The 26,905-nt window shown below is 61.7% G+C and carries 25 protein-coding genes and 1 pseudogene; 13 read left to right on the top strand and 13 right to left on the bottom strand.

Going from position 1 to position 26,905, the window contains the following annotated elements; genetic code table 11:
- Positions 1-98: 98 nt before the first annotated feature.
- Entirely contained in the window at positions 99-1,343 is a 1,245-nt protein-coding gene (locus tag HX805_RS16925; protein WP_003211412.1) for a saccharopine dehydrogenase family protein, read from the bottom strand.
- A gap of 29 nt (positions 1,344-1,372) precedes the next feature.
- On the bottom strand, positions 1,373-2,470 hold the full coding sequence (locus HX805_RS16920) for a carboxynorspermidine decarboxylase (protein WP_177117113.1): 1,098 nt from the start codon (positions 2,468-2,470) through the stop codon (positions 1,373-1,375).
- Between the two features lie 184 nt (positions 2,471-2,654).
- Here HX805_RS16920 and HX805_RS16915 point away from each other — a divergent pair, with 184 nt between their 5' ends.
- The gene (locus HX805_RS16915; protein WP_177117112.1) at positions 2,655-3,317 is read left to right on the top strand and encodes a DUF2268 domain-containing putative Zn-dependent protease; all 663 of its coding nucleotides are present in this window, start codon (positions 2,655-2,657) and stop codon (positions 3,315-3,317) included.
- A 218-nt stretch (positions 3,318-3,535) separates the two neighbouring features.
- Here HX805_RS16915 and HX805_RS16910 read toward each other — a convergent pair whose 3' ends face one another.
- The 4 genes from HX805_RS16910 to HX805_RS16895 all read right to left on the bottom strand — a co-directional run bounded on the left by HX805_RS16910 (position 3,536) and on the right by HX805_RS16895 (position 6,889).
- A complete protein-coding gene (locus HX805_RS16910; RefSeq protein WP_177081440.1) occupies positions 3,536-4,009 on the bottom strand; it encodes a GNAT family N-acetyltransferase in 474 nt (157 codons plus the stop codon).
- On the bottom strand, positions 4,002-4,394 hold the full coding sequence (locus HX805_RS16905) for a GFA family protein (protein ID WP_003210231.1): 393 nt from the start codon (positions 4,392-4,394) through the stop codon (positions 4,002-4,004). Before HX805_RS16905 ends, HX805_RS16910 begins: the two co-directional genes overlap by 8 nt.
- Positions 4,395-4,469: 75 nt before the next feature.
- Positions 4,470-5,558 carry a polyamine ABC transporter substrate-binding protein gene (locus HX805_RS16900; RefSeq protein WP_003210229.1) on the bottom strand — a complete coding sequence of 363 codons (1,089 nt, stop codon included), beginning with the start codon at positions 5,556-5,558 and terminating at the stop codon, positions 4,470-4,472.
- Between the two features lie 29 nt (positions 5,559-5,587).
- Positions 5,588-6,889 carry an FAD-binding oxidoreductase gene (locus HX805_RS16895; protein ID WP_003210227.1) on the bottom strand — a complete coding sequence of 434 codons (1,302 nt, stop codon included), beginning with the start codon at positions 6,887-6,889 and terminating at the stop codon, positions 5,588-5,590.
- Between the two features lie 117 nt (positions 6,890-7,006).
- Between HX805_RS16895 and HX805_RS16890 the strand changes: the two genes are divergently transcribed.
- The 6 genes from HX805_RS16890 (at position 7,007) to HX805_RS16865 (ending at position 15,661) form a co-directional block, all read left to right on the top strand.
- Positions 7,007-7,897 (top strand): LysR substrate-binding domain-containing protein, encoded by an 891-nt coding sequence (locus HX805_RS16890; RefSeq protein WP_003210225.1) that lies wholly within the window; start codon positions 7,007-7,009, stop codon positions 7,895-7,897.
- Positions 7,898-7,918: 21 nt separating this feature from the next.
- Positions 7,919-8,764, top strand: coding sequence for a LysR family transcriptional regulator (locus HX805_RS16885; RefSeq protein WP_256344163.1), 846 nt, complete (start codon positions 7,919-7,921; stop codon positions 8,762-8,764).
- A 388-nt stretch (positions 8,765-9,152) separates the two neighbouring features.
- The gene (gene metE, locus HX805_RS16880) at positions 9,153-11,441 is read left to right on the top strand and encodes a 5-methyltetrahydropteroyltriglutamate--homocysteine S-methyltransferase (protein WP_177081441.1); all 2,289 of its coding nucleotides are present in this window, start codon (positions 9,153-9,155) and stop codon (positions 11,439-11,441) included.
- Between the two features lie 248 nt (positions 11,442-11,689).
- Entirely contained in the window at positions 11,690-12,187 is a 498-nt protein-coding gene (locus HX805_RS16875; protein ID WP_093210076.1) for a sigma-70 family RNA polymerase sigma factor, read from the top strand.
- Positions 12,184-13,131, top strand: a complete 948-nt coding sequence (locus tag HX805_RS16870) for a FecR domain-containing protein (RefSeq protein ID WP_177081442.1) — start codon at positions 12,184-12,186, stop codon at positions 13,129-13,131. Before HX805_RS16875 ends, HX805_RS16870 begins: the two co-directional genes overlap by 4 nt.
- An 88-nt stretch (positions 13,132-13,219) precedes the next feature.
- On the top strand, positions 13,220-15,661 hold the full coding sequence (locus HX805_RS16865) for a TonB-dependent receptor (RefSeq protein WP_177022009.1): 2,442 nt from the start codon (positions 13,220-13,222) through the stop codon (positions 15,659-15,661).
- A 197-nt stretch (positions 15,662-15,858) separates the two neighbouring features.
- On the opposite strand, the gene HX805_RS16860 is transcribed toward HX805_RS16865, so the two are convergent.
- Complete coding sequence (locus HX805_RS16860; protein WP_177081443.1) at positions 15,859-16,917, bottom strand: HoxN/HupN/NixA family nickel/cobalt transporter; 1,059 nt, start codon at positions 16,915-16,917, stop codon at positions 15,859-15,861.
- A 127-nt stretch (positions 16,918-17,044) separates the two neighbouring features.
- Here HX805_RS16860 and HX805_RS16855 point away from each other — a divergent pair, with 127 nt between their 5' ends.
- Positions 17,045-17,569, top strand: coding sequence for a DUF924 family protein (locus HX805_RS16855; protein WP_008435398.1), 525 nt, complete (start codon positions 17,045-17,047; stop codon positions 17,567-17,569).
- Here HX805_RS16855 and HX805_RS16850 read toward each other — a convergent pair.
- Positions 17,566-18,997, bottom strand: a pseudogene (locus tag HX805_RS16850) (hypothetical protein). The gene HX805_RS16855 and the pseudogene HX805_RS16850 sit on opposite strands and share 4 nt — an antisense overlap.
- Before the next feature lie 171 nt (positions 18,998-19,168).
- On the opposite strand from HX805_RS16850, the gene yfcF reads away from it, so the two are divergent.
- Together yfcF and HX805_RS16840 are read left to right on the top strand one after the other, a co-directional pair.
- Entirely contained in the window at positions 19,169-19,801 is a 633-nt protein-coding gene (gene yfcF / locus HX805_RS16845; RefSeq protein ID WP_177081444.1) for a glutathione transferase, read from the top strand.
- 33 nt (positions 19,802-19,834) lie between these two features.
- A complete protein-coding gene (locus tag HX805_RS16840) occupies positions 19,835-20,566 on the top strand; it encodes a GntR family transcriptional regulator (RefSeq protein WP_003210205.1) in 732 nt (243 codons plus the stop codon).
- Between the two features lie 15 nt (positions 20,567-20,581).
- Here HX805_RS16840 and HX805_RS16835 read toward each other — a convergent pair whose 3' ends face one another.
- Positions 20,582-20,845: a hypothetical protein gene (locus tag HX805_RS16835; protein ID WP_177049703.1), complete on the bottom strand. Its 264-nt coding sequence runs from the start codon at positions 20,843-20,845 to the stop codon at positions 20,582-20,584.
- Between the two features lie 143 nt (positions 20,846-20,988).
- On the opposite strand from HX805_RS16835, the gene HX805_RS16830 reads away from it, so the two are divergent.
- Both HX805_RS16830 and HX805_RS16825 read left to right on the top strand, forming a co-directional pair.
- On the top strand, positions 20,989-21,627 hold the full coding sequence (locus HX805_RS16830; protein ID WP_177022007.1) for an ATPase: 639 nt from the start codon (positions 20,989-20,991) through the stop codon (positions 21,625-21,627).
- A gap of 29 nt (positions 21,628-21,656) precedes the next feature.
- Positions 21,657-21,998 carry a hypothetical protein gene (locus HX805_RS16825; RefSeq protein ID WP_003210199.1) on the top strand — a complete coding sequence of 114 codons (342 nt, stop codon included), beginning with the start codon at positions 21,657-21,659 and terminating at the stop codon, positions 21,996-21,998.
- Positions 21,999-22,150: 152 nt separating this feature from the next.
- On the opposite strand, the gene HX805_RS16820 is transcribed toward HX805_RS16825, so the two are convergent.
- Entirely contained in the window at positions 22,151-22,900 is a 750-nt protein-coding gene (locus HX805_RS16820) for a creatininase family protein (RefSeq protein ID WP_008435386.1), read from the bottom strand.
- An 86-nt stretch (positions 22,901-22,986) separates the two neighbouring features.
- A complete protein-coding gene (locus HX805_RS16815; RefSeq protein WP_023658766.1) occupies positions 22,987-23,700 on the bottom strand; it encodes a murein L,D-transpeptidase catalytic domain family protein in 714 nt (237 codons plus the stop codon).
- A 37-nt stretch (positions 23,701-23,737) separates the two neighbouring features.
- Between HX805_RS16815 and HX805_RS16810 the strand changes: the two genes are divergently transcribed.
- Positions 23,738-25,300, top strand: a complete 1,563-nt coding sequence (locus tag HX805_RS16810) for a murein L,D-transpeptidase (RefSeq protein WP_177081445.1) — start codon at positions 23,738-23,740, stop codon at positions 25,298-25,300.
- On the opposite strand, the gene HX805_RS16805 is transcribed toward HX805_RS16810, so the two are convergent.
- Both HX805_RS16805 and HX805_RS16800 read right to left on the bottom strand, forming a co-directional pair.
- On the bottom strand, positions 25,297-25,797 hold the full coding sequence (locus HX805_RS16805) for an AAA family ATPase (RefSeq protein WP_177081446.1): 501 nt from the start codon (positions 25,795-25,797) through the stop codon (positions 25,297-25,299). The genes HX805_RS16810 and HX805_RS16805 overlap by 4 nt on opposite strands.
- Before the next feature lie 45 nt (positions 25,798-25,842).
- The gene (locus HX805_RS16800; protein ID WP_177019944.1) at positions 25,843-26,901 is read right to left on the bottom strand and encodes an alginate lyase family protein; all 1,059 of its coding nucleotides are present in this window, start codon (positions 26,899-26,901) and stop codon (positions 25,843-25,845) included.
- Positions 26,902-26,905 lie beyond the last annotated feature (4 nt).

Genomic DNA, 26,905 nt, shown 5'->3' with positions numbered 1-26,905 from the left:
CCACATTTTGATCTTCATTGTTCTTTGATATTTATGTGAGCCCCAACAAAAAATGCGCCCCTGAGGGCGCATTTTTTTGTTCGGTCAACTATCGCCTGTCAGGCAATCGCATCCCAGGCACGGTCACCGTTCTCGTCTTTGATCCGAGTCGGCAAGCCCATCACGTCCAGCGCCTTCAGGAACGGCTCAGCCGGCAGTTCCTCGACGTTGGCCATGTGCTTCACGTCCCACTCGCCACGGGCAACCAGCAGCGCTGCGGCTACCGGCGGTACGCCGGCGGTGTAGGAAATGCCCTGGCTGTCGGTCTCGGCGAAGGCTTCTTCGTGGCAGGCCACGTTGTAGATGAACAGCTCGCGTGGCTGGCCATCCTTGGTGCCCTTGACCAGGTCGCCGATGCAGGTCTTGCCGGTGTAGCCAGGCGCCAGCGACGACGGGTCGGGCAGCACGGCCTTGACCAGTTTCAGCGGCACGACTTCCAGGCCTTCGGCGGTGGTGACCGGTTTTTCGGAGAGCAGGCCGAGGTTTTTCAGCACGGTGAACACGTTGATGTAGTGTTCGCCGAAGCTCATCCAGAAACGCACATTGGGCACGTCGAGGTTTTTCGACAGCGAGTGCACTTCATCGTGGCCGGTCAGGTACAGGTTCTGCGAACCGACCACAGGCAGGTCGTCGGTGCGTTTGACTTCGAACATGGTGTTGCTGGTCCACTGGCTGTTCTGCCAGCTCCACACCTGTCCGGTGAATTCGCGGAAGTTGATTTCCGGGTCGAAATTGGTGGCGAAATATTTGCCATGGGAGCCGGCATTGACGTCGAGAATGTCGATCGAATCAATGCGGTCGAAATGCTTTTGTTGCGCCAGCGCTGCATAAGCGTTGACCACACCCGGGTCGAAGCCCACGCCAAGGATGGCCGTGATGTTCTTCTGTTTGCACTCTTCCAGGTGGTTCCATTCGTAGTTGCCGTACCACGGCGGGGTCTCGCAGACCTTGCCCGGCTCTTCGTGGATGGCGGTGTCGAGGTACGCCACGCCGGTGTCGATGCAGGCACGCAATACCGACATGTTGAGGAACGCGGAACCGACGTTGATGACGATCTGCGATTCAGTCTCGCGGATCAGTGCCTTGGTCGCTTCCACGTCCAAAGCGTTCAGCGCGAAGGCCTGGATGTCGGCGGGTACCTTGAGGCTACCCTTGGCCTTGACGCTGTCGATGATGGCCTGGCATTTGGAGATGTTGCGCGACGCGATAGCAATACGACCGAGTTCGTCGTTGTGCTGCGCGCACTTGTGGGCCACCACCTTGGCGACACCTCCTGCACCAATGATAAGAACGTTCTTTTTCAATTGCTTTATCTCTCCTTTATCTGTCCGCTTTACGAAAGGCTGGACAGGTAGTCGTCGTAACCAAATTCACGAACCACTTCGACTGTACCGTCGAGTTGTTTCACTACGATGGACGGCATTTTCAGGCCGTTGAACCAGTTTTTCTTGACCATGGTGTAGCCTGCCGTGTCGATGAACGACAGTCGATCGCCGATGGCCAGCGGCTGATCAAATTGGTACTCACCGAAGATGTCCCCGGCCAGGCACGACTTGCCGCACACCATGTAGGTGTGTTCGCCATTGCTTGGCGCCAGCTTGGCGTTCAGGCGATAGATCAGCAGGTCCAGCAGGTGGGCTTCGGTGGAGCTGTCTACCACGGCGAGGTTCTTGCCGTTGTAGAGGGTGTCGAGCACGGTCACTTCCAGGGAGGCGCTGTTGGTGATCGCCGCTTCGCCGGGTTCCAGGTACACCTGCACGTCGTACTTCTGCGAGAACGCCTTGAGGCGCTGGCAGAAGGCGTCGATGGCATAGCCTTCACCGGTGAAGTGGATGCCGCCGCCGAGGCTGACCCAGTTGACCTTGTGCAGCAGCGCGCCGAAGCGTTCTTCGATGGTGTTGAGCATCTGGTCGAACAGGTTGAAATCACCGTTCTCGCAGTTGTTGTGGAACATGAAGCCGGAGATTTGCTCGATCACACCTTCGATCTTCACCGGGTCCCACTCGCCCAGACGGCTGAACGGGCGCGCCGGGTCGGCCAGCAGGTAGTCGGAGCTGCTCACTTGCGGGTTGACGCGCAGGCCGCGGGTCTTGCCTTCGCTGCGCTCGGCAAAGCGCTGCAGCTGGCTGATGGAGTTGAAGATGATCTTGTCGCAGTTGTCGAGCATCTCCTCGATTTCATCGTCGGCCCAGGCCACGCTGTAGGCGTGGGCTTCACCTTCGAACTTCTGGCGACCCAGCTTGAGCTCGTACAGCGACGACGAGGTGGTGCCGTCCATGTATTCCTGCATCAGGTCGAACACCGACCAGGTGGCGAAGCATTTGAGGGCCAGAAGAGCCTTGGCGCCGGACTGTTCGCGCACGTAGGCGATCTTCTGCATGTTGACCAGAAGCTTCTGTTTGTCGATGAGGTAGTACGGCGTTTTGATCATTTTCAGAGCCTGCGGCGGTGCCTGCCAAAAAAGGACACGCATTGTGCCCGCACTTGGGACAGATCGAAAGGTTAGTCAGCGGAATTTGCTGGCCCGGTTATAAGCTGGCCTGTGAATATGACAGGCCGTAGGTATGATGAGCCGCTTTGATAACGGACCACGGCTTGGGCGACGAGAGGTGAGAATGGACGCATGGACGCAGCATTGGCTGGAAGCTTCGGGGAGCCTGGCGCAGTTTCGCCCGGAGTTGATCCGAGAGTTTGAGGTTGCCTACGAGGCAATCGCGCAACTGCTGCCGCCGCCGCGGCTGGACATTCTGATCCAGCGGTTGCCGGGGGAGACCCTTCCGGAACTCGGCCTGGTGGGCCGTGCTTATCGCAGCACGATGTTCAGCATGACCCTTGATCCCGATAACCCGAATTTCCTCACCAGCCTGCGAAGCGGTGCATTGCGTCGACACGTGGTGCATGAGGTGCACCATTGCCTTCGCATGGCGGGCCCCGGTTATGGCTGGACGCTGGGGGAGGCGATGGTCAGTGAGGGCCTGGCCGGGCAGTTTGTGCGGCAGGTGCTGGGCAGTGAGCCGGAGTTGTGGGAGCGGGCGCTTGCCCCCCAGGAACTGCTGAGTGCCCCGGTAGACCGCCAGCTTCTCGAGGCCACGTATTACGACCACAGTGAATGGTTCTTTGGTACCGGCGCGCGGCCAAGATGGCTGGGATACACGCTGGGCTACCAGATGGTGGAGGCCTGGCTGGCAAAACAGGGCGAGGTGGACGCCGCCACATGGGTCAATGTACCCGCCCAAGACATACTCGCCAACGCCGCCAAAGCGGGTTTGGTGGCCTGACTTTGAAATACAAGCCCACCAAACAACCCCTATCCCCTGTGGGAGCTGTCGAGCCTCAGCGAGGCTGCGAAGGCGGCGGCACAGCCGATAAATAAGCTGCCTGACACACCGCTATCGCAGCCTCGCTAAAGCTCGACAGCTCCCACATGACAAAAACGCACCCACACTGACATTAAACCGTCATCTCCCCCGAACGTATTCAGGCCGGTTGTCGTTGATCACCTGCATGAAGCCTCCTGATCAATTAATGATTTAGCGTGGGTTGCATGTTCGTCCTGTACCGGCACAAACCCGCAGCGCAGATAAAAGCTTGCGCCCTCGTGGGTGTCGGTAGACAGGCGCACGACATGGAAGGATTGCGCCGCGCGTGCCAAAAGCTGGCCCACCAACGCTTTGCCCACCTGGCGTCCCCTTGATGCCCGTGCGACGTATACCCGGCGCAGCCTGCCAACCTCCGGACCGGCGTAAGGGTCATGGGACAAACCGCCAACGGCGATCAACTGCCCGTTGCTGAATACACCCAAAAGACATTCGCCTGGCTGGTCGAATCGGTTGGCGCCGTTGTGCCACTCTGCAACGAGTCGCGTGAGAAACCTGAACCCTTCGGCGACGGCTTCTGCTTCCAATACCAGGATCTCTTCGGGCAACGCCGAGAGGGTGCGTATCGACAAACCGTCCTCTGATTCAGCCACTGCGATTCTCCAGATCCAGCCAAGCGGCCTTGGAGTCAACGCAGGAGTGCTCCTGCTTGCCAGGCAAGAGCGGCGTATCGAGTGTAGCGATTGCTATCGAGACCCAGTCTGGGTAAACACCATTGATATCGGACCAGAACATCGACGAGCCGCAGCGTGAGCAAAACTCACGAAACACACCCTCGGAAGATTCATAAGCCTTGAGCGTTTGCAGCGAAGACTCGATGTGCACCGACGATTTCGGAGCACTCGCGTATGTCGCGAAGGCGGAGCCATGACTCTTTTGGCATTTTTTGCAGTGGCAATGCGTCACAGCTTTCAGCGGTGTCGATACTCGGTAGCTGACCGCGCCGCACAGGCAGCTACCCTGGTGAAGTCCTTCCATGTTGATTCAATCCCAAGCTCAATGGAGTGACTATACCGCTCTCCCATGAGCCTTGAGCAAGTCCGGTTTTCGGTATCACGTATTGGTCTTCAACTTGGTCCACAACCGAGTGGCCAGCCGCGCAATCGCTGGCGGCAGGTCCTCCACGATAAACAGCTTGTCCATCACGCTTTTCGGCGGGTAGATCGCCAGGTCTTGCTTCACCTCAGGGGTCACCAGCTCATCCGCCGCGCTGTTGGGGTTGGCGTAGTGGATGCTGTTGCTAATGTTGGCAATCACCTTGGGCTCCAGCAGGTAATTCATATAGGCATAGCCGTTTTTCTCGTGCGGTGCACCCTTGGGCATCACCACCATGTCCAGCCACAATGTCGAGCCTTCGTCCGGGATCGAGTAGGCGATGCTGATACCGTTTTTCGCTTCCCTGGCGCTGGCGGCAGCCTGTACCACGTCGCCGTTAAAGCCGATCACTGCGCAGATATTGCCGTTCGCCAGGTCGCTGATGTACTTGGAGGCATGGAAGTACTGGATGTAGGGGCGGATTTTCAACAGCGCCTGCTCGGCCTTTTTGTAGTCGGCCGGTTCGTGGCTGTGGTGCGGCAGGCCCAGGTAGTTGAGGGTGATCGGCAGGATCTGCGTGGGGTTGTCGATAATCGCCACGCCGCAGGCGCTGAGTTTCTTGATGTTGTTTTCATCAAAGAACAGGCTCCAGGAATGGGTGACGTCGGTGGTGCCGAAGATCGCCTTGATCTTCTCGACGTTGTAGCCAATCCCCGCCGTGCCCCACATATACGGGAAGCCGTACTGGTTGCCCGGGTCGTTGGTCTCCAGCTTTTTCATCAGCAACGGGTCGAGGTTTTTCCAGTTGGGCAGTTGGCTTCGGTCGAGCTTCTGGATCGCCCCGGCCTTGATCAGCCGCGAGAGGAAGTGGTTGGACGGGCTCACCACGTCATAACCGGTATTGCCGGTCATCAGCTTGGATTCCAGCACTTCATTGCTGTCGTGAATGTCGTAGGTCGCCTTGATCCCGGTCGCTTTGGTAAAACTGGTCAAGGTGTCATCGGCGATGTAGCCGTTCCAGTTGGAAATGTTCACTTCTTCGGCGGCGTACACAGCCGCCGGGAGCGCGCTGAGGATGACCGCCAGGGACAGACTGTTGATGTGCATGTGAATCACCTTTATCGAGGTTTCTTGTTCTAGATTTCTGTCCGTGCTCGAACCGTTTCCACGCCCATACGCAGCATGGCACCGATGTCGAACAACGGCCGGGGTGGCAGCCAGCCGGGCTGTGCCCTGTGCATCACAGAGTGCAGGAGCGAGGAAGTCTGGCCCGACGCCCACTCGGCCAGCAGTCGACCCCACAGCGTGCCGCGGGCCACGCCTGAACCGTTGCAGCCCGCGACGGCATACAGGTTGCTTTCGACCCGCGCGAAATACGGTTGACCGCTGCGGGAGGCGCTCAAGTGGCCGGTCCAGGTGTAGTGGATGTCTTGTTCGGTCAGCCACGGGAAGCGTCGCTGCATGCCCTTTACATGGTGTTGGCGCCGGTGCAACAGGTCGCCGTTGGACAAGTCCCGGGTGCGGTACTCCGCTGTGTTGCGGATCATCACCCGATGGTCCGGTGTCAGGCGCACCGTGGCACCCAGTGGCCGCGTGGACAGCACGCCCCACGGTTCCACTGCGCCGATCCGGCGGTATTCCTCATCGCTGAGAGGGCGGGTGAGGCTGGCGCTGAGTTCCATCGGGAACGTCGCACTGGCCTCAAGGCCCACCCGTGGAATAAAGGCGTTGAGGCACACCAGCACCTGGCCGGCTTCAATGCAGGCGTCCAGGCCGTTGGCGCGAATGCCGCCATTGGCCATGCGCTCAAGGCCGGTGATGTCGGTGTTCTCATAAAGCGTCACGTTGTCCGGCAGCGCTTCGAGCAAACCCTTCACATACTTCGCCGGTTGCAGCAAGGCGTTGCCGTGGCCGCACCAGATGGCGGCCTGGTAATGCTCGGTGCCGAGTGTCTGCGCGAGTGCGGCACCTTGCAGGAACTGCGCTGAAGCACCCGCGGCACGCAAGGTCGCCAACTTGGCATCCACATGCGCAAGCTTGTCGCGATCGTGCACGGCGAAGTAGTAGCCGCTGTCCCGAAAGTCGCAGTCGATGGCATGGCGGGCGATGCGCTCGCGCACTTCATCGCTGGCTGCGCGGGAGATCGCGGTGTCCACCTCAAAGTCAGCGAAGCCTGCGTTGCCCATCAGTTCACTTGCAGCGGGATGCTCATGGGCCACCACAAAACCGGAATTACGCGCTGAGGCACCTTGGGCGGCGCGCTGGCGGTCGACGATCACGATGCGCGCCTCGGGGTGCATCTCGGCCAGGTTGTGCGCCGCACACAAACCGGTGATGCCGGCGCCGATCACCAGCCAGTCGGCTTTTTGTAGGCCGGTGAGTCGGTCCCGGGCGGGGAGGCTTTCAGTCTGGGCAATCCAGCCACATGTGTTTTCCATGAAGATCCTCGGCTGTATGCGTTGCTGGCATAAATAAGTTCGGGCTGCAGCTGGAATCTATAGGGCCTGCGGTGATACAACCAACGTTATAAAATCATCCAGCCATTCGGAAAACGCATGGATAACATCCGTCACGTGCCTTCGCTGCAGGGCCTTCAGGCGTTGGTTGAAGTCAGCGACTGCGCGAGCTTCACCGTGGCTGCGCAGAAGCTGTGCCTGACCCAAAGCGCGGTGAGCCGCAAAATCCAGCAACTGGAAAGCCATTTCGGCGTGCCGATGTTCACCCGGACCAGCCGCAGCCTGCGCCTGACCTCTGAAGGTGAGCAGGTGCTGGCCAGTGCCCGGAGCATCCTGGCGCAACTGAAGGGGCTGGAGGATCGGCTCTCGCCTCGTAAACGTCCGTTTCGCATCCGCCTGCATGTGTCGCTGGCGGTGCGCTGGCTGCTGCCCAAGCTCAGCGATTTCTATCGCAACCATCCCGATATTTCCCTGGCAATCGAGACCGTCGCCACCGAGGTGGTCGAGCCGGCGAGTGACAGCGATGCCTACATCCTTTACCTGCCCAAGCCCGACAACGATCCTGCGCGGCTGACCTTGTTCCACGAATCATTGGTGCCGGTCTGCGCGCCGGGTTTGGGGCCACTGGCTTCCGTGGAACAGCTCGAACACTTTGCGCTGCTGCATCGTTCAGCCGACAAGCAGGACTGGATGACCTGGCTGGCGGCCAATGGCGCGCGGTCGCTGGACGACTACCGGCATATCCCGTTCAACCTTGACGAATTGGCGCTGGATGCCGCCGCGCGCGGGCTTGGGGTGGCGATGACGGATCTGACGCTGGCGGCCGAGTCGATCGAACGGGGTGTGTTGGTGGTGCCGTTTGGTCAGCCGCTGGTGACCGGCGGGGTGTATGCATTGTGCTTGCAGTCATCGGCGGCGTCACACCCAGGCTGCGTGCTGATCATGCAGTGGTTTGGTCAGCAGGCGCGGCATGCTAACGTCACGTCTTGACTCTCTATCGCCAGCCCATCCATGAAAATGCCCGATATCGACGCCATCCAGGCGTTCGTCCTGGTCGCCGAACTCAAGAGCTTTACCCGCGCTGCCGATGCCATCGGCGGCACCCAGGCGGCTATCAGCCTGAAGATAAAACGCCTCGAAGAAAGCCTTGGCCGCAAGCTGCTGGAGCGCACGCCGCGACGGGTCACGCTGTCGGCCCATGGCCAGATGTTTTTGGCCAGCGCCCGCCGCTTGCTGGACAACTACCAGGATGCGATGAATTGTTTTGGCCCGCAGAAACGCACCTTGCGCGTGGGCGTCAGCCACCACATTGTCGGCGCCGATCTCAGCCTGTGGCTGCGACGTTTGGCGACCACCGACCCGGACGTGATCGTGGCGTTCAGCCTCGGCACCTCGCGGGATATGTTGATGAACTACGAGCAGGGCAAGCTGGATGTGGCGATGATCCTGCGGCACGACAACCGTCGCCAGGACGGCGAAGTGGTGGGCATCGAACGCTTTGGCTGGATGGCTTCCCACGACTTCGAATTGCGCCAGGGCGGGGCGTTGCCCCTGGCGATCCAGCCGGAACCCTGCGGCATGCGCAGCATGGTGATGGCGGCGCTGGCCGAGCAGAACCGTGCCTGGGAAGAGGCGTTTGTGGGCAGCGGGATCCTGGCGATCGGCGCTGCTGTGGTGGCGGGGATTGGCATCGGTGCGATGGTGGGGCGGATGGCGCCCGGTGGCTGCGTCGACGTGGAGCAGCGTTTCGACCTGCCGCCGCTGCCCAGTCGTGAAGTGGTGCTGTATACGGCGCAGCGGGACTCTCAGGCGCAAGCGTTGATCCGCACGTTGAGCGCCGATATTCCCGCCGATTGAACTAGAAAATCAGGCGCCCGGTCCAAGCCATCAGCAGCGCCAGGCTGCCGATGCCGAGGAGTGTGAGCCCAAGGGCTACGAAGTGAACGAGGAGGGTGGTCAGTGGCGGCTGCTGTTCCATGTGGGGGCTTCCTTGGGGCTTGGGAAGCAAAAGTATGCTGAGCGGCCGAGCACCGAAACAGACGCCGCCAGATATTTCAGTGATAAGCAAAACGAAGGCCCACCCACTCCCGCGCGCGTGGAGCATGAGCGCCGCGCGATCACTCAAGCCTGGGCGGTGCATTTCATCATGAGTGGAACTTGTGATCATCTCAAATAAAATGAGTTTGTCTCACTATCACTCGATCCCGACAATGGCTCCCATACAAACACATTGGAGCTTTACGTCATGGCTGTTGCCCATTCCCTTGGATTCCCGCGCATTGGTCGCGATCGTGAACTGAAAAAAGCGCAGGAAGCGTTTTGGAAGGGCGAGCTCGACGAAGCCGGCCTGCACGCCGTAGGTCGTGAACTGCGCAAGACGCACTGGGACCTGCAAAAGAAAGCCGGCATCGAACTGTTGCCCGCCGGTGACTTCGCCTGGTACGACCAGGTACTGACTCACTCGCTGATGTTCGGTGTGATCCCCGAGCGTTTCCGCCCGGCCGACGGCAAAGCCACCCTGCACACCCTGTTCGGCATGGCCCGTGGCGTCAGTGACAACTGCTGCGGCGGTGCCCACGCCCAGGAAATGACCAAGTGGTTCGACACCAACTATCACTACCTGGTCCCTGAATTCAGCGCCGACCAGCAATTCCAGCTGGGTTGGGAGCAACTGTTCGAAGAGGTCAAGGAAGCCCGCGACCTCGGCCACACCGTCAAGCCGGTGGTCATCGGCCCGCTGACCTACCTGTGGCTGGGCAAGGCCAAGGGTGGTGATTTCGACAAACTCGACCTGCTGGACCGCCTCCTGCCGCTGTACGGCCAGATCTTCCAGCGCCTGGCGGACCTGGGCGTGGAATGGGTGCAGATCGACGAGCCGATCCTGGTGCTGGACCTGCCGCAGGATTGGAAAAACGCCTTCGAGCGTGCCTACAACCTGATCCAGCGCGACCCGCTGAAGAAGCTGGTGGCCACCTATTTTGGCGGCCTGGAAGAGAACCTCGGGCTGGCCGCCAACCTGCCGGTGGACGGCCTGCACATCGACCTGGTGCGTGCACCGGATCAGTACCCGACCATCCTCGATCGCCTCCCGGCTTATAAGGTGCTGTCCCTGGGCGTGGTCAACGGCCGTAACGTATGGCGCTGCGACCTGGAAAAAGCCCTGGCCACCTTGCAGCATGCTCATGAGCGCCTGGGGGATCGCCTGTGGGTGGCGCCATCCTGCTCGTTGCTGCACAGCCCGGTAGACCTGTGCCGTGAAGACAAGCTGGATGCCGAGCTGAAAAGCTGGCTGGCGTTTGCCGTGCAGAAGTGCGAAGAGGTGGCGGTGCTGGCCCAGGCCGTGAACCAGCCTGAAGCGTCGAACGTGATCGCCGCCCTGGCCGAAAGCCGTGCCGTGCAGGCGGCCCGTGCCGCTTCGCCGCGTATCCACAAGCCGGCGGTGCAAGCCCGTGTGGCGGCGATCACCGCCAAGGACAGCCAGCGTGACTCGCTGTTTGCCCAACGTATCGAGAAACAGCGTGCCGGCCTTAATCTGCCGCTGTTCCCGACCACCACCATCGGTTCGTTCCCGCAAACCGCTTCGATCCGCCTGGCTCGCCAGTCCTACAAGGCCGGCAAGTTGAGCGAAGCCGAATACGTCGAAGCCATGCACAGCGAGATCCGCCACGCTGTCGAAGTGCAGGAAAACCTTGGCCTGGACGTATTGGTGCACGGTGAGGCCGAACGTAACGACATGGTCGAATACTTCGCCGAACAGTTGGACGGTTATGTATTTACCCGCTTCGGCTGGGTGCAGAGCTACGGTTCCCGTTGTGTGAAACCGGCGGTGATTTTCGGTGACCTGAGTCGTCCGAAAGCCATGACCGTGGAGTGGATCCGCTACGCCCAGGGCCTTACCAACAAGGTGATGAAGGGCATGCTGACCGGCCCGGTGACCATGCTGATGTGGTCGTTCCCCCGTGAAGACGTGAGCCGCGAAGAACAGGCGCGGCAACTCGCCCTGGCGATTCGTGACGAAGTGGTGGACCTGGAAGCCGCCGGGATCAAGATCGTGCAGATCGATGAAGCCGCGTTCCGCGAAGGCTTGCCGTTGCGCCAGGCGCAGTGGAAGGAATACCTGGATTGGGCCACTGAAGTGTTCCGCCTGTGCGCCTCCGGCGTGCGTGACGAAACCCAGATCCACACCCACATGTGCTACAGCGAATTCAACGATGTGATCGAGTCTATCGCGGCGATGGATGCCGACGTGATCACCATCGAAACCTCGCGCTCGGACATGGAACTGCTGGAGGCATTCGAAGCCTTCGCTTACCCGAACGACATTGGCCCAGGTGTGTATGACATCCACTCGCCACGGGTGCCGGATGCCTCGGAAATGGCCAACCTGCTGCGCAAGGCAGCCAAACGCATCCCGGCCGAACGCCTGTGGGTCAACCCGGATTGCGGCCTGAAAACCCGTGGCTGGCCGGAGACTGAAGCGGCGCTGATTCACATGGTGACTGCGGCGCGTCAACTGCGGGCCGAACTGGCCTGATCCAGACACCCGGAATCAAACGCCGGGTGAAGATCAAAAATGTGGGAGCGGGCTTGCTCGCGAATACGGAGTATCAGCCGCTGGAGATGTCGACTGACCCACCGCATTCGCGAGCAAGCCCGCTCCCACATTGGGTCACCGGCGTTATCAAAATCATGAAATTGCCAGCATTACCCCGCGCAGACTAGAATGCGATCAATTCTTAATTACGCTTGGGCCCCACCGCCCGGCGCGCCCCGGTGATCGGCATGTCGTCTCCCCTCAATCTGCATATCCAGGACCTGTACTGCGAACACCATGGATGGTTGCACCGTTGGCTGGACCGCAAGCTGGGCAACGCCAGCGATGCCGCCGACCTGGCCCATGACACGTTCATGCGCCTGCTCACCCGGCAAACCAGCACCCACCTGGGCGCCGAACCACGGGCGTTGCTGACCCATATCGCCAAGGGCCTGATGATCGACAGCTGGCGCCGCCAGGAAGTGGAACGCGCCTACCTGGAAACCATCGCCCACCTGCCCGAACAGCATGTACCTTCGCCGGAAACCCGCTGGCTGATCCTCGAAGCGCTGTACCGCATTGAGGCGATGCTGCGGGATCTGCCGGAAAAAACCCGCCAGGCCTTCCTGATGTCGCAGATCGACGGCCTGACCTATCAGCAGATCGCCGATGCCCTGGGTGTGTCGCTGATTTCGGTCAAACGCTACATGCGCGATGCCTTCCTGGCCTGCCTGAGCGTGGCATGAGCCAGTCGATTGATCCGCTGATCCTCGGTGAGGCCGCCGACTGGATGGTGCAGCTGCAATCCGGCAGCGCCACCGATGAGGACCGCCGCGCTATCGCCCAGTGGCAGGGCCGCAGCGCCCAGCATGCCCAGGCCTGGCAACGGGCGCAGGCGATTCTGGGGGACTTCAACAGCGTGCCGGCGGCGATTGCCGGCGATACCTTGAAGCGCATCGGGCGCAAAAAATCCCTCGGCCGACGCCAGGCGCTCGGGTTGTTGCTGGCGGCCGGCCCGGCGGCCTGGCTGGCGTATCGGCAGGTGCCGTGGCAGCAGTGGACCGCCGACCAGCACACGGCCATCGGCGAACAAAGGAACCTCACCTTGCCCGACGGCACACGCATGCTGATCAACACCGGCAGCTCGCTGAATATCGCGTTCTCCGAGCAGGTGCGGCGTATCGAGCTGCTCAAGGGCGAAGTGCTGATCACCACCGCCAAGGATTCGGCCCATCGCCCGTTCATCGTCCAGACCCGCCACGGTACCGCCAGGGCCTTGGGCACCCGATTCAGCGTGCGGGTGGGTGAGCAGGCAAGCCGAGTGGCCGTGACCGAAGGCGCGGTGGAGTTGCTGGCGGCGCATGCCGGCCAGGGGGTGATCGTCAAGGCGGGCGAGCAGGGCGCCTTCAGTGTTGACCGGGTAGCCGCCGTCGAGCCGCTGGACGTCAGCACCCTGACCTGGGAGAACGGCATGCTGCTGGCCCAGCATATGCGCCTGGCGGACCTGCTGGATGAGCTGGGGCGTTATCGCGCCGGCGTATTGCGCTGCCATGCCTCGGTTGCCGACCTCACGGTGTCGGGTGCGTTTCCCCTGCGCGACACCGATGCCAGCCTGCACCTGTTGCAGGAAACCTTGCCGGTCAAGGTCAGCAGCCTGACGGGGTATTGGGTGACGGTCGAGCCGCGCTGATCTTTTTCAACTTTCGCTGATACCTTTTTCGTTGTCGCCCGGTGTAGGGGAGAACCCTCAACATTGCTCCGCGCCGACAGGAATGCCCATGACCGCCAGACCGCTCCCGTACTGCCCCCGTCCGTTGAAGGCACTGAGCCTGGCGGTCGCCCTTGCCGCCGTCGCACCGCTGCAGAACGCCCAGGCAGAAGATGCTGCGCCAAGCAGTGCGGCGCGTAGCTATAACATCGCGGCGGGGCCGCTGGGGAATGTGCTGGCGCAGTTTGCGGCGTTGTCCGGGGTGCCGTTGTCGTTCGATTCCACGTTGCTCAACGATCAACAAAGCCCGGGGCTGCAAGGCAGCTACAGCGCACAATCGGGTTTTGCCCAGTTGCTGCAAGGCAGCGGCTACACCCTGCAAGGCACCGGCACCAACGGTTATACCGTGGTGCCCCAGGCCAGCGGCGGTGCGTTGGAGTTGGGCGCCACCACCATCAGCGGTGAAGCGAGCGGGGCGCAGGCAGACACGTATGCCGGTGGCCAGGTGGCACGTTCTGCACGCCTCGGCGTGTTGGGCAATCGGTCCATCAACGACGTGCCATTTAGCGTGGTCAGCTACACCTCGAAAACCATCGCCGACCAACAAGCGCGAACCGTCGGCGACGTTTTGCTCAACGACGCGTCGGTGCGCCAGTCGTCCGGGTTTGGCAACTTCTCCCAGGTGTTCACCATTCGTGGGCTGCCGCTGAGCACCGATGACATCGCATTCAACGGCCTGTACGGCGTGCTGCCCCGGCAGATCATCACTACCGAAGCCCTGGAACGGGTGGAGTTGTTCAAGGGCCCGAATGCCTTCGTCAACGGCGTGTCGCCCTCGGGCAGCGGGATCGGCGGCAGCGTCAACCTGGTGCCCAAGCGCGCTGAAGACACGCCCACCCGCAGCGTCACCCTCGATTACGCCAGCGACAGCCAGGCCGGCGGCCACATCGACCTCGGCCAACGCTTTGGCGAAGACAACCGCTTTGGCGCCCGGGTCAACCTGGCGCGGCACGGCGGCGAAACCGCTGTGGATGACGAAAACAAAAGCTCGCAGTTGATCGCCGTTGCCCTGGATTATCGCGGCGAGCGCTTGCGGGTCTCCACCGACTTTGGCTACCAGAAAGAACGCATCAATAACGGCCGCTCGGTGGTCTACCTGACCGGCACCAAAGTGCCCAGCCCGCCGTCGGCCAAGGACAACTACGCCCAGGACTGGAGCTGGTCGCAGCTGGAAGACACCTACGGCATGGTCAACGCCGAATATGACTTGAACGATAACTGGACGGCCTACGCGGCAGGTGGCGCCAAGCACACTCGGGAGAACGGCCAGTATTCGTCGCTGTATGTCGCCAACGATGGCAGCGCCAAGGTGGGCTTCCTCTATTCACCCCATGACGAAGACAACAAAAGCGCCATGGCCGGCTTGAACGGGCACTTTGCGACGGGGCCGGTGACCCATCAGATGAACTTCGGGCTGTCGGGGATCTGGGGCGAGCAGCGCTCGTCCTACGAGGCGATCCTGCAAGCCAACCGCCAGCCCGGCAACCTGTACGACCCGACGCAAACGCCGCGACCTACCAACACCTATTTCGGCAGTGATATTCACGACCCGCGGGTTGTCGGCAAGAACCGCATCAAGAGTGCGGCGGTGTCCGACACCCTGGGCTTTTTGGATGATCGGGTGCTGTTGACCCTGGGCGTGCGGCGCCAGACCATCGAGGTGGACAGTTGGAACACGGCCACGGGGGCACGGGGTACACCGTACTCCGAGTCCATCACCACACCGGTCTATGGCCTGGTGATCAAGCCATGGGAGCACGTATCGTTCTACGCCAACCGTATCGAAGGCCTGGCCCAGGGCCCGACGGCGCCACTCACGAACGTGACCAACCCCGGCGAAGTCTTCCCGCCCAAGCGCAGCAAGCAGACGGAAGCCGGGGTGAAGCTGGACTGGGAAAACTATGGCGCCACGCTGGGTGTGTACCGCATCGAACAGCCGAACAACGCGACCACCCGGTTCCCGGGCCAGAAGTTCGACACCTTCACTGTCGACGGTGAACAGATCAACAAAGGCGTGGAACTCAACGTGTTCGGCGAGCCCATCGACGGCCTGCGCCTGCTGGCCGGCGCCACCTGGATGGACACCGAACAGAAGAGCACTTCCAACGGTGCCACCGACGGCAACCGCGCCGCGGGTGTGCCGCGCTTCCAGTACAACATCGGTGCGGATTGGGATGTGCCGGGCATCCAGGGTGCGGCGGTCAGCGCACGGATGCTGCGCACCGGTGGCGAATACGTCAACGCCGCCAACAGCCTGAGCATCCCGGCCTGGACCCGCGTCGACCTGGGGGCGCGTTATGGCTTCAAGGCGGATGACAAATACATCACCCTGCGCGCCAACGTCGAAAACGTAGCGAACAAGGCGTACTGGTCGTCGGCGTCGACGGCCAATAACTACCTGACCCAGGGTGAGCCGCGGACAGTGAAATTGTCGGCGACGGTGGATTTCTGAGCCTGGAAAACCTATCAGGTGATGAACAACCCGTGGCGAGGGAGCCTTTGTGGCGAGGGGGCTTGTCCCCCGTTGGGCTGCGCAGCAGCCCCAAAAAAGCCGGGAGCGCTTCGCACTCCAACGGGGGACAAGCCCCCTCGCCACAAAAAAATCCCTTCACCACACCTCCAGCTACAACAGGCGGCACAGCCAAAAGGTCAACCCGCATTCACTTCAATCCGGTCAAAGCCCTTGAGGCGATACAGCATCACCGAGATCGCCCAACTGGCCACGAAGATCCCGATGATCATGTAGCCCAGCATCCCGAAACTGTCGTTCAGCGAGCCGATAAAACTCCAGAACGATCCCTTCAGGTCCAACTGGTCACCCATCAACCCCAACGCCTCGATACTGCCGATCACCACCGCAACCACCACCGATACCAGGGTGATGGTCATGTTGTAGTAGATCTTGCGGATCGGCTTCATGTACGCCCAGCCGTATGCCCCCAGCATCAGGTGGCCGTCCAGCGTGTCCACCAGGGACATGCCGGCGCTGAACAGCAGCGGGAACACCATGATCGCCCACGGCGACAGCCCTTGAGAGGCCTGGGTCGCAGAAATCCCCAACAGGCCGATCTCGGTGGCCGTATCAAAGCCCAGGCCGAACAGGAAACCCAACGGGTACATGTGCCAGCTGCGGCTGATCAGGCGAAACACCGGGCGGAAAATCCGCGCCATGAAACCCCGGTCCGCCAGCAGCAGGGCGAAGTCGTCCTCCACATACGCACCGCCCTGGCGCACATGGCGCCAGGCCTTGTAGATCGCGTGCAGGATCACCAGGTTCATCAAGGCGATGACCAACAGAAACGAGGCCGAGACCGACGTGCCGATCACCCCGCCGATTGCCTTGAACCCTTCAAACCGCGCCTGCATCACCGAGGCCGCAAACGCGACGCCAATGGATGCCAGGACCACCACCGAAGAATGTCCCAGGGAGAAAAAGAAGCCCACCGCCACCGGACGTTTCTTTTCCTGCATCAGCTTGCGGGTCACGTTGTCGATGGCGGCGATATGGTCGGCATCCACCGCATGCCGCAGCCCGAAACCGTAGGCCAGGAGCGCGGTGCCGAGCAACACCGGGTGCTCATGGAACGCCACCAGCGCCCAGATCCAGGCGACCACGTTAATGCCGATCAACAACCCGTAGATGCCAAACAGCTTGGCGCGAACCCGGGTGCTGGAGTCACTGAAAATCTGGGCAAGGCGTAGGATCATCAACACTACCTGTGTGCGGTGGAAACATTCAGACACGTTCCGAAACTTTATAGATTTTGTTTAGAGTGATGATGAAATTTGTGGAGTGAGTGAGGAGAGGATTGTGACGACGATCGAAAATGCAGCAATGGCGGTTATTGAGTTCTGGAAACAGGCGGGGCCCAAGCTCTGGTTTGCCAAGGATGAAGGGTTTGACCGGCGTTTTCGCGAGGCTTTCTACACCACGCATTTGCAGGCGGCCCGGCGCGAACTGGAGAGCTGGATGCAAACGCCGGAAGGCGCGCTGGCGTTGCTGTTACTGCTGGACCAGTTCCCGCGCAATACCTTCCGTGGCACGGCGCATATGTTCGCCACCGACCCGCTGGCGCGTTTGTACGCGCGGCAGATGGTCGAGGCGGGGATGGACAAGTCGATCGAAACCCCGTTGCGGGCGTTTTGTTATTTGCCCTTCGAGCATTCTGAAGATCCCGGGGATCAACAGCTGTCGGTGGCCCTGAACAAGGACCTTGATGCCAATACCTACCGCTGGGCCAAGGAGCACGCCCGCATCATCGAGCGGTTCGGACGCTTTCCTCATCGTAATGAGGTGTTGGCCAGGGTCACGACAGAGGAGGAGCGGGCGTTCCTGGAGGACGGTGGCTTTTCGGGCTAGGCCTCGGGTTCAGCCACTAAGTCTCTGACGCCCGCCTGGCGAAAACGCCGCACCCCCCTTGAGATCAATCGCCCAGCGCAACGCTTCAGTCGCCGACGGACGTTCGCCTTGGGTAATCGCCGCGTCATCGGTGGTCAGTTTATTCAGGTAGCCCTTGGCGCCGCCGCGTTCGCTCCAGTAATGGGTGTGGCTGAGCCAGGAGCTGGCGAGCCAGCCTTTCCATTTGCCCACGCTGACCGGCAGGTCCAGTACGCCGGGGCCCATCACCGGGCTGACCGGGCCGCCGACGATGTCGCCAAACAGGCCCAGGGGCGCGGGGAAGTAGAGGTTGGTCCAACGGGTCACGGCGAAGGCCGCGGCATGGTGCAAATACAGGGGTGAAAATGGGCGACCGCCCACGGTGACGGGCAGCCGGCCGCTGTAGCCGTAGCCCTTATCGTCGAGCGTCGGCGGGCAGGCGGGGGCTTCGCGGCGTTCGATGCGGCGCTGGAAGTCGCTCACGCTGCGGCCCAGCAACAGGCTGGCGTGGGCCATCGGGCTGCCGAGGGTGACGAGGTCGGTGATGCGCCACGGGTTGCCGAGGTTGCGTTGTTCGATAAAGGCTTCGGCTTGCTGTTCGCGGAACCTGAGGAGGCTTTGCAGGCGGCCGTCGAGGGCGTTTCCAGCCTTTGGCAGCGTGTCCTGGACCACCGGTTGCAGTCGCTCGTGGTTGGCGTAGCGGGCGGCGAGTTCCGGGCCGCCGGGGCGTAACTGATCGTGATGCTCGTGCCACAGGTAGCCGACGATGTCGTAGGCAATCACGCTGCCCAAACTGTGGCCGACGACGATGATGCGGTCGTAATCACCCTTGTCATGCAGGGCGCGCAGCAGGTCGACGCCATCGGCGCGGATCTGTTCGCGCACCACCACGTTCTGCGGGTTGGGGCTCAGGTAGCGGGCGGCATCGCCAAGGTATGACAGTGCCGAGTACTTCAGGGCCAGGCCGATCACCGCCAGCAGCACCGGGATCAGGGCGAAGGGGTTGTCGCTGTGGGGGAATCGGCCATACAGCGTCGCCAGGGTTCCGCTGACCAGCAGCACGAGCAGGGCCAGCAAGGCCCAGCGCGTGGCGCGCCAGATCGGCACGATGGCCGTCGGGATATCCCGGCGCGGACGCTTGAAAATGTCCCATAGCCAACTGAGCAGGTGCCCGACCTTGGTGCCCTGCATCTTGTGGGCCCAGTAGTACTCGTAGAAATCGGTGGTGTTGCGACCCGCCGACTTCAACACGCGCAAATCGAAGTTGCGCGAAAACCGGTCGGGTTTGCTCCAGTAGAAAGGCGTCGCCTCGGGGGTGTCCGCCGGGATCGCCGCTTCGACGAAGCCACGCAGGGTATCCATCGGGCGCTGCTCGCCGATTCCGTGGATGACGACAACCGCTTGTTTCATCTAGTGATCGTTCCTTGATCCGCTTTTCGGGGCGTTACGGGTGGGGTTCAAGGGGCCATAGTATTGCCATTATCGATGGTATTCCAGCCAGGAATGCCCCCATAAAAACCGCGCATTTCATTTGCGCGGCGCGATCTCGTAGTGTGGTGCTCCCACCAAGGAGATGTCGCCGTGAACCATCGCCCGCTGAGCCTGTACGTTGACGCCCATTTCACCAGTCCCTACGCGATGTCGGTGTTTGTGACCCTGCGGGAAAAGGGCCTTGAATTTGAACTGCTCACGTTGAACCTCGACACGGCCGAGAACCAGACTGATGCGTACACGCACTTGTCGCTGACCGGGCGCGTGCCGACCCTGGTGCAGGGTGAGTTTGCGCTGTCCGAGTCATCGGCGATTACCGAGTACCTGGAGGATGTGTTCCCGCAGGTGCCGGTGTACCCGGCCGAACCCCGCCAGCGGGCGAGGGCGCGGCAGGTGCAGGCGTGGTTGCGCAGTGACTTGATGCCGATTCGGCAGGAACGTTCGACCCTGGTGGTGTTTTACGGGCTCAAGGGCGACCCGCTGTCGCCGGTTGCTGAAGCAGCGGCCCACACGCTGATCAACGCGGCGCAGGCGCTGTTGGCCGACGGCCGCGACTACCTGTTCGGCGCGTGGTCGATTGCCGACGTGGACCTGGCCGTGATGCTCAATCGGCTGATCCTCAACGGTGACAGCGTGCCCGCCAACCTGGTGGCGTATGCCCAGCACCAATGGCAACGGCCTTCGGTCCAGGAATGGGTCAAGCAGGCACGACCGTCGCTGTAGTCACCTCCTTAATTACTAAGTGAATCCTGATCCATGAATATACTGTCGAGTGACTCCCGCCTGCCGCTGTACCAGCGTTTTCGGGATCATCTGATTGAGCAGATTGCCAATAATCACTGGCGTGCCGGTGCGGCTATTCCCCCTGAAGCGGTGTTGTCCACCCAGTACCAGCTGTCTACCGGCACCGTGCGTAAAGCGATCGAGGCGTTGGTGGGCGAGGGCATTCTGGAGCGCCAGCAGGGCCGTGGTACGTTTGTGCGCCGCCCGAAGTTTCAGTCGTCGTTGTTCCGGTGTTTCCGCTTCCAGGGCCCGGGCGGTGAATGCCAGCTGCCGCAGAGCCGGATCCTGTCGGTCAAGCCGGTGAAGGCGCCGTTGTCGGTGAGCGAGGTGCTGGGGCTGGCAGCGGATGCGCCGGTAATCTGCATCGTGCGGGTACACGTGCTGGACACCGGGCCAGTGCTGGCCGAGGAAATCTGGCTGCCGCGCGAGCGGTTCCAGGCGCTGCTGGACGTGGATCTGACCCGGCAGGGATTGCTGTTGTATCCCACCTACGAAGAAGTCTGCGGGCAAGTAGTCGCTTCTGCCGAGGAAGCCCTGACTGCCGAGTCCATCGATGACGTGTGGGCCCGCTGGTTGCAGGTGCCGGTGGGCAGCCCGGTGATGGTGATCGAGCGGCTGGCCCGGGATTACGCCGGCCAACCCCTGGAGTTGCGACGCGGCCGTGGCCACGCCGAACATTTCCGTTATCGCGTGGATATACGCTGAGCTTGAGGCGCGGTGCTATTCGGCTTTGAGCAGCACCAGCCAGGTTTGCACCACCCGGCGGTCAAGGTCTTCCCAGTCGGCCATGCCCAGTACCCGGGTGGTGTTCAAGCCGCGCAAGTAGCCACGCAGTTGCTGGGCAATCGCGTAGACCACTTCCGGTTCGGCGGCGTTGTCCAGCAGCACTTCCTCATAGTCGACCAGGTAATCGGCAACCCGCTCGCGAAACTCCGGAAGCACAGCTTCACGGATGCGATCGAAGGTTTTCTGGTGGGGCTTCATAGGCGTTCCTTATCATTTTGTGTGAGGCGGCCTGCACGACACTATTGCTCTAGATAATAGTCACCATCAAGTATTGCGAGTTCTGTTTTTCTGAAAAAGGAGGACAATTGCCACCATTGAACATGATGTGCAAGGACCCTGCGATGAGGACTTTTACCGGTTTGGCCCTGGTGGCGCTGCTGATGAGCACAATGGTCGGCTCTGCGTCGGCCGGGGGGCTTCAAGCCAGCCACCTGGCGCCAATCGTCGCCAGCCCGGTCGGGTTGCAGCATTCGCAATCGGTCGGCGTGCTCTACAGCGACAACACCCTCGACAACCTTGAGTACCTGGCGCGCTACCACGCCATGGCGGTCAATGGTGCCAAGGGCCAGCTGGACGAGCAGATTCGCCAGGCCTTCGTCGACAGTTCCGACCCGGACCTGGCGATTGACTGGCTGATGGCGTCGTTGCGGCACACCTTTGCCTCGGTCACCCGTTACGACAACCTTGATGCGCTGTTGCAGGCGCACCCGGATGTGGTGGTGATGCTCGATACCTACAACCAATTGCTGACCCAGCGTAATGATCGGGTGGAAGCGCGGTTTGTTGCCAAGTTCTATGACCTTGACCTGCAATACATCGCCAAAGCCGAGGGTTCGATGCAAATGCACTTGCCTAATGTGTGGGTACATGACAAAACGGCGCCCCAGATCGCTGCACAGATTGGGCAGCAGCGCGACGTTCAGTTGAACGCATTAAAGCAGTTCGATGCCTCGCTCAAGGCGTTGCTCGCTGCCGGTTAGCCCACTTCGTTTATTTTTCAGGAATTTTTATGCGCGTGTTGTTAGTGCCAGCGATGGCTTCTGCTTCTTTATTGATGACGGGCTGTGCATCCGCCCCCAATGCCCCAACCCTCACCCTGCAAACCGCCAAGGACCCTGAAGCCTACGTGCAGTGCGTGGTGCCCAAGTTCGAGAAAAACGGCATGACCTCCACGGTCACGCAGAATTCGCGGCATGCCCGGATCGTGGTGAGCAGCAAGATCGCCGCGGACAACATCCTCGAAGTCTACAAGTCCCAGGACGGCGGCAAGGTGTTCCTGTACGAGCGCAAGCCGTTGGCATCGACGTTCAAGCCGTCGCGGTTCGAGCATGCGGCGCAGGATTGCCTGTAATCGACTGGGGCCAGTCTGTGGGAGCTGTCGAGCCCCAGCGAGGCTGCGATAGCATCACTGCGGTCTGACAGTGACACCGAGGTGATCCCATCGCAGCCTCGCTAAAGCTCGACAGCTCCCACAGTTGATCTTCATTGTCTTGAGCGAATGATTCAGCTCGGCTTTGGCTCGCTGCTGAACGTCTCGACCGCTTTCACCAACCCCTTGGCCGCCAACGCCACCAACTCACCGCCTTTTTGCGGGGTGGCCAGCGCCGGGTCCGAACCCATGCGCCCATCCGGGAATCGCGCGCGGAAGTCGCGGGCTTCGCGGATCGGGCCGGTGTTGGCGATTTGCGGCGAGTAGTCTGCCGACTTGATCGCGTCCGGGTAGGCCCATTGGGTCACGGCGATCTCCGACGGCGTGGCATGGCTGCCGTGGCCTACCGGGAACTGCTGGTGCGCCAGTTCGTTCACGCCTTCCAGGTCCCACCAGTTGCACAGTTTCAGCGCATAACCCGACGGGCGCCCGCTGAAGCTGGCTTCGGCATACAGCTCGGAGAACGCCGCTTCGATCGAGGCGATATTGCCGCCGTGGCCATTGAGAAACAGGATCTTCTCGAAACCATGGCCTGCCAACGAGCGTACCCAATCACCAATCGCCGCGATAAAGGTCGAAGGGCGCAGGGAAATGGTGCCCGGGAAGCCCAGGTGATGCTGGGCCATGCCGATGTTGAAGGTCGGGCCGATCAGGATGTCGGCGTTCTTCTGCGCTTCATGGGCAATGATTTCCGGGCACATCCAGTCGGTGCCCAACAGGCCGGTGGGGCCGTGTTGTTCGTTGGAGCCGATGGGAATCACGATGCTGCGGCTGCGTTCCAGAAACTGGCCAATCTCGATCCAGGTGGATTGATGTAAAAGCATCTCAGGTTCTCTCTCTCATCAAGCCCAGGAACACGGTGGAGTTCCTGGTGGCGTGAGCCGCATGGTGCACGGCAACAGCGAGAGCATCAACCGCCTTTGACAGTACCGGCACTCGCCATCTGGCGCGGCTTGCAGTTGAGGTAAGCCGAGGACTTCAGCCAGCGCTGGTCGGGGTACCAGGAAAACATGAACTGGCCGTCCTTGAGTTTGTCCACCACCTGGCGCGCTACCTGCGGGCGTACGGCGGGGCAACCCTGGCTGCGGCCGATACGGCCTTCGCGCTTGCTCCACAACGGGCTTACATAGTCGGCGGCATGGATCACGATGGCGCGGTCCCGTGCACGGTCATTGAAACCCGGCTCCAGGCCGTCCATGCGCAGCGAGTAGCCGTGGGCGCCTTCGTAGCTCTCCTGGGTGCGGAACAAGCCAATGCTGGACTGGTAACTGCCTTCACGGTTGGAGAACTGGGTGGCGAAGTTTTCCCCGGATTTTTGTCCGTGGGCCACCAAATCCCGCAGCACTAATGTCTTCTTGCGCAGGTCGAAGATCCATAGGCGACGAGCGGTCGAAGGTTGGGAATAGTCGATCACCGCCAGCCGGTCGGACTGTTCGATGCCATTGCCCACCGCGCATTGCATGGCGCTCAAGGCTCTTTTCAGTACATCGGGGTTGAGTTCTGGAGCGGCGTGGGCGAGGCTGCTATACAGAGTAAGAGGTTTACCCGTGTCTGCGAGCGCAACGGTGCTCAGCGAGGCAAAGGTCGAGATGATCAGGCCGAGTCGGCAGCAAAAGGTCAGCATGTATAAAGCATCTCCGCCGTGGATGGGAGCTAAGCGATTGTTCAAAAAACACGCATGTTACTTGAGCATTTGCCTGCTCGTTGCACCGCTGGTCGCGACAGCCGAAGACCTGTTGGTGGTGTCGCCGGCCCCGGTGCAATTGGCGCTCTCGCAATTGTCGACCGTTTGCCCAGGCCCGGCCGGGCAGGTCGATGCGCCTTCCCTGGCGCGTTTGCAGGCGTTTTATCAGCAGCAGGGCGACGTGGTGCTGTGGTCCGAGGGGGATCGCCGCGCCGCATTGCTAGCCCAACTGCAGTTGCTGGCCGACGATGGCCTGGACCCGACTCACTATAGACTGCCCCCGGCGGATGCCACGGGGAACGTGCTGTGCATCGATATCGGTACCAGCCAGCAGTACCTGCAAGCCCTGCAGGACCTGCATTTCGGCCGCTTGCAGCAGTCGCGCTTCGAGCCCGTCTGGCATTCGCAATCGGCCCCGGACCCCGACACCCAATTGCTGGCCATGGCCGAGGCCGGCATGCAGAACGTCGCCCAAGCCTTCGACCAGGCCCGCCCGAGCGCGCCGCTATACCTTGGCCTGCGCAGTGCCTACGCCGCCTTGCGCCAGCAACCGTTGCAGCATTGGGAGGCCGTGGCCAGCGGCCCGTTGTTGCGCCCAGGCATGGACGATTCGCGGGTGCCGCAACTGGCGCGGCGAATGGTCAATGGCGGCTACCTGAGCGCCACCTCCGCGGGGACGCAATACCGTGGCGAGTTGGTCAACGCGGTCAAGACCTTCCAGCAAAGTCATTCCCTGCAAGCCGACGGCGTGATCGGCCCCGGCACGGTCACCGAGCTGAACATCAGCCCGGCGATTCGCCGCGAACAATTGCGCATCAACCTTGAACGGTTTCGCTGGCTGTCCCGGGACCTGGAACCCGAGGGCGTGCTGGTGAACGTGGCAGCGGCGCAACTGAGCTTCTACCAGGGTGGCGTGCCCGTGTGGCAAACCCGCCTGCAAGTCGGCCGCGCCGACCGCCAGACGCCGCTGCTGAAGTCGCGCATCACCCGGCTGACCCTGAACCCCACCTGGACCATCCCGCCCACCATCATGCGCGAGGACAAGCTGCCGGCGATCCGCCTGAACCCCGAATACCTGCGCCAGCAGAACCTGCAAGTGCTCGACAGCCAGGGCAACCCGCTGGCACCGGAACAGGTCGACTGGTCGCACCCCGGCAACATCCTGCTGCGCCAGGGCGCCGGCCCGCGCAACCCGCTGGGCCGGATCGTGTTGCGCTTTCCCAACCCGTATTCGGTGTACCTGCACGACACACCGAGCCAACCGCTGTTCTCCAAGGGCCCGCGGGCTTTCAGTTCGGGGTGTGTGAGGGTTGAGCAGCCACTGCTGCTGCGGGACTTGCTGGTGAGCCCGGCGGAGAAGATCCGCACCGAAGAACTGCTGGCGACGGAAACCACCCACGAGTTCCGGCTCGCGACGCCGGTACCCGTGTTGTTGGGGTACTGGACGGTGCAGGTCGATGGCAAGGGCGCGTTGCTCTACGCGCCGGACATTTACGGGCGGGACCCGGTGTTGATGAAAGCGATGGAGAGTGCGCTCTAGGCGCTTAGCTGAGCGTTGATCATCGTCAGCGCCTCATGGGGAGGCAAGCGCGCCGTATCGACGGTCAATGGCGACTCTGCCCATGGCTCATATTCATGGGCCAGGACGGACTGCCAGGTGGGCGGCGTGAGCCCCGGAATATCGCTGGTGCGTGATTCCACGCGACGTTGGTGTTCGTGTGGGTCGGAGCACACCACCTGGATATTCACCAGCGGCTTACCGGCGCTTAGCGCAGTGTCGCGCCACGCCTGACGACTTTCAGCCACCGGGTTAACGCAATCGACGACAACCGTGTGGCCCAGCAACAGGTTGCTCAACGCCAGCGCATTGGCCACCTGGTAACCGCTGCTGCCCACGCCTTGCTCCAGTACCCCTGCATCGCGGATGGCCTGCTCGATGGTGTCGATGCGCAGATACACGGCGCCGGATTGGCCGGCAAGGGCCTTGGCAATTGTGGTCTTCCCGGTGCCGGGCAGGCCGCTGAACACAATAAGCATGGTCGATCCTTCGAAGGGGTGAGTCGGCTCAGTCTACCGGGCGACTCACTTCAAATAACAGGCGCTGATCCAGTCCGAAGGCTTGGGCGCGAGTTGTTCGGCCACTGGCAGATACCGGGCGTCCAACTGCGCCGCCAGCCAGTACAGCGTATTGCTGCTTTTCGGGTTCCATTCGCCGCTGTAGCCAGGCTCACCTACGCGGGCCCGGTCCCGGTCGAACTGCACGTGGGTATGCACGAACTCTTCGTGGCTGCGCTGGCCTTTGGCATACGGCGCCAGCCAGTCCAGTGCTTCGCTCAGCGAGCCACCGTGGGGCGCGGTGACGTCCAGCCAGTTGCCGCCAATGCCGTAGGGCTTGGCCGCCAGCGCGGCCTGCACCAGCGGCTCCAGGTCGTAGACCACATAGTGCAGGGCGTCACGGTCCTGGAAGTCGCTCACCGAGCCGTCGGGCAGTACGTTGTCGTTGATCTGTTGCCGGAACAGCTGGAAGGCCTGTTCGAGCATCTCGCGGTCGCCCAGTGCGGCGGCGGCCACCGTGACCAGTTTTACGCGGTGGCTCTGCCAGTTATTGGTGTTGGTGGCTTTCTTTTCGCCGTGGAACTGCTTGATGCGCTCGATATAGCCATTGCCCAGGTGGGTCAGCAGCGCGCGGGTGGCGTCGCGGGTCTGGGGGCGAAGGTCGCTGGCGGTGAGGGCGTAGGCGCTGATCAGCATGTCGAGGTTGGTTTCGTCGATCGGGTTGAAGTCCGGCTGGTAGGTGCTGGCCCACGCGCTCAGGTAGTCATCCACTTGCTTGAGGTAGCGCGTGTCACGGCTCAGGCGCCAGGCCAGGGCCGCCTGGCGCATGACTGGCCAATCCTTCTCGGCGGCGATGCTTTGCTCGCGGATGCCGTGGTTCGGCAGGGTACCTTCGGTGTGCAGATGGGGCAGGGCGTCGGGCTGGTCGCCGAGGTGGCGCTGGGCGGCAGCCAGCAGTGATTTGGAGGTCGGATTCGAAGTGGCGGGCTGGCAGGCACTCAGGACCTGGGGCGCGGCAAAGGCGGCGTTGGCGAACGCGGCGAGCAGCGCGGCGAGGGCCACGGTGTGCAGAGGGCGTTGGAGCATGCTG

Source organism: Pseudomonas sp. G5001 (genome assembly GCF_013385475.1).
Lineage (GTDB): Bacteria > Pseudomonadota > Gammaproteobacteria > Pseudomonadales > Pseudomonadaceae > Aquipseudomonas.
This window is presented reverse-complemented; position numbering and strand designations above follow the sequence as displayed.

Bases quoted from the DNA above. Each gene is read 5' to 3' on its own strand.
- HX805_RS16885 (WP_256344163.1), top strand. From the start codon at position 7,919: ATGAAAATGCCCGATATCGACGCCATCCAGGCGTTCGTCCTGGTCGCC.
- HX805_RS16920 (WP_177117113.1), bottom strand. From the start codon at position 2,470: ATGATCAAAACGCCGTACTACCTCATCGACAAACAGAAGCTTCTGGTC.
- HX805_RS16875 (WP_093210076.1), top strand. From the start codon at position 11,690: ATGTCGTCTCCCCTCAATCTGCATATCCAGGACCTGTACTGCGAACAC.
- HX805_RS16870 (WP_177081442.1), top strand. From the start codon at position 12,184: ATGAGCCAGTCGATTGATCCGCTGATCCTCGGTGAGGCCGCCGACTGG.
- HX805_RS16820 (WP_008435386.1), bottom strand. From the start codon at position 22,900: ATGCTTTTACATCAATCCACCTGGATCGAGATTGGCCAGTTTCTGGAA.
- HX805_RS16825 (WP_003210199.1), top strand. From the start codon at position 21,657: ATGCGCGTGTTGTTAGTGCCAGCGATGGCTTCTGCTTCTTTATTGATG.
- HX805_RS16900 (WP_003210229.1), bottom strand. From the start codon at position 5,558: ATGCACATCAACAGTCTGTCCCTGGCGGTCATCCTCAGCGCGCTCCCG.
- HX805_RS16840 (WP_003210205.1), top strand. From the start codon at position 19,835: ATGAATATACTGTCGAGTGACTCCCGCCTGCCGCTGTACCAGCGTTTT.
- HX805_RS16890 (WP_003210225.1), top strand. From the start codon at position 7,007: ATGGATAACATCCGTCACGTGCCTTCGCTGCAGGGCCTTCAGGCGTTG.
- HX805_RS16905 (WP_003210231.1), bottom strand. From the start codon at position 4,394: ATGGAAGGACTTCACCAGGGTAGCTGCCTGTGCGGCGCGGTCAGCTAC.
- HX805_RS16915 (WP_177117112.1), top strand. From the start codon at position 2,655: ATGGACGCATGGACGCAGCATTGGCTGGAAGCTTCGGGGAGCCTGGCG.
- metE (WP_177081441.1), top strand. From the start codon at position 9,153: ATGGCTGTTGCCCATTCCCTTGGATTCCCGCGCATTGGTCGCGATCGT.
- HX805_RS16830 (WP_177022007.1), top strand. From the start codon at position 20,989: ATGAGGACTTTTACCGGTTTGGCCCTGGTGGCGCTGCTGATGAGCACA.
- HX805_RS16895 (WP_003210227.1), bottom strand. From the start codon at position 6,889: ATGGAAAACACATGTGGCTGGATTGCCCAGACTGAAAGCCTCCCCGCC.
- HX805_RS16815 (WP_023658766.1), bottom strand. From the start codon at position 23,700: ATGCTGACCTTTTGCTGCCGACTCGGCCTGATCATCTCGACCTTTGCC.
- HX805_RS16860 (WP_177081443.1), bottom strand. From the start codon at position 16,917: ATGATCCTACGCCTTGCCCAGATTTTCAGTGACTCCAGCACCCGGGTT.
- HX805_RS16835 (WP_177049703.1), bottom strand. From the start codon at position 20,845: ATGAAGCCCCACCAGAAAACCTTCGATCGCATCCGTGAAGCTGTGCTT.
- HX805_RS16865 (WP_177022009.1), top strand. From the start codon at position 13,220: ATGACCGCCAGACCGCTCCCGTACTGCCCCCGTCCGTTGAAGGCACTG.
- HX805_RS16805 (WP_177081446.1), bottom strand. From the start codon at position 25,797: ATGCTTATTGTGTTCAGCGGCCTGCCCGGCACCGGGAAGACCACAATT.
- HX805_RS16800 (WP_177019944.1), bottom strand. From the start codon at position 26,901: ATGCTCCAACGCCCTCTGCACACCGTGGCCCTCGCCGCGCTGCTCGCC.
- HX805_RS16855 (WP_008435398.1), top strand. From the start codon at position 17,045: ATGGCGGTTATTGAGTTCTGGAAACAGGCGGGGCCCAAGCTCTGGTTT.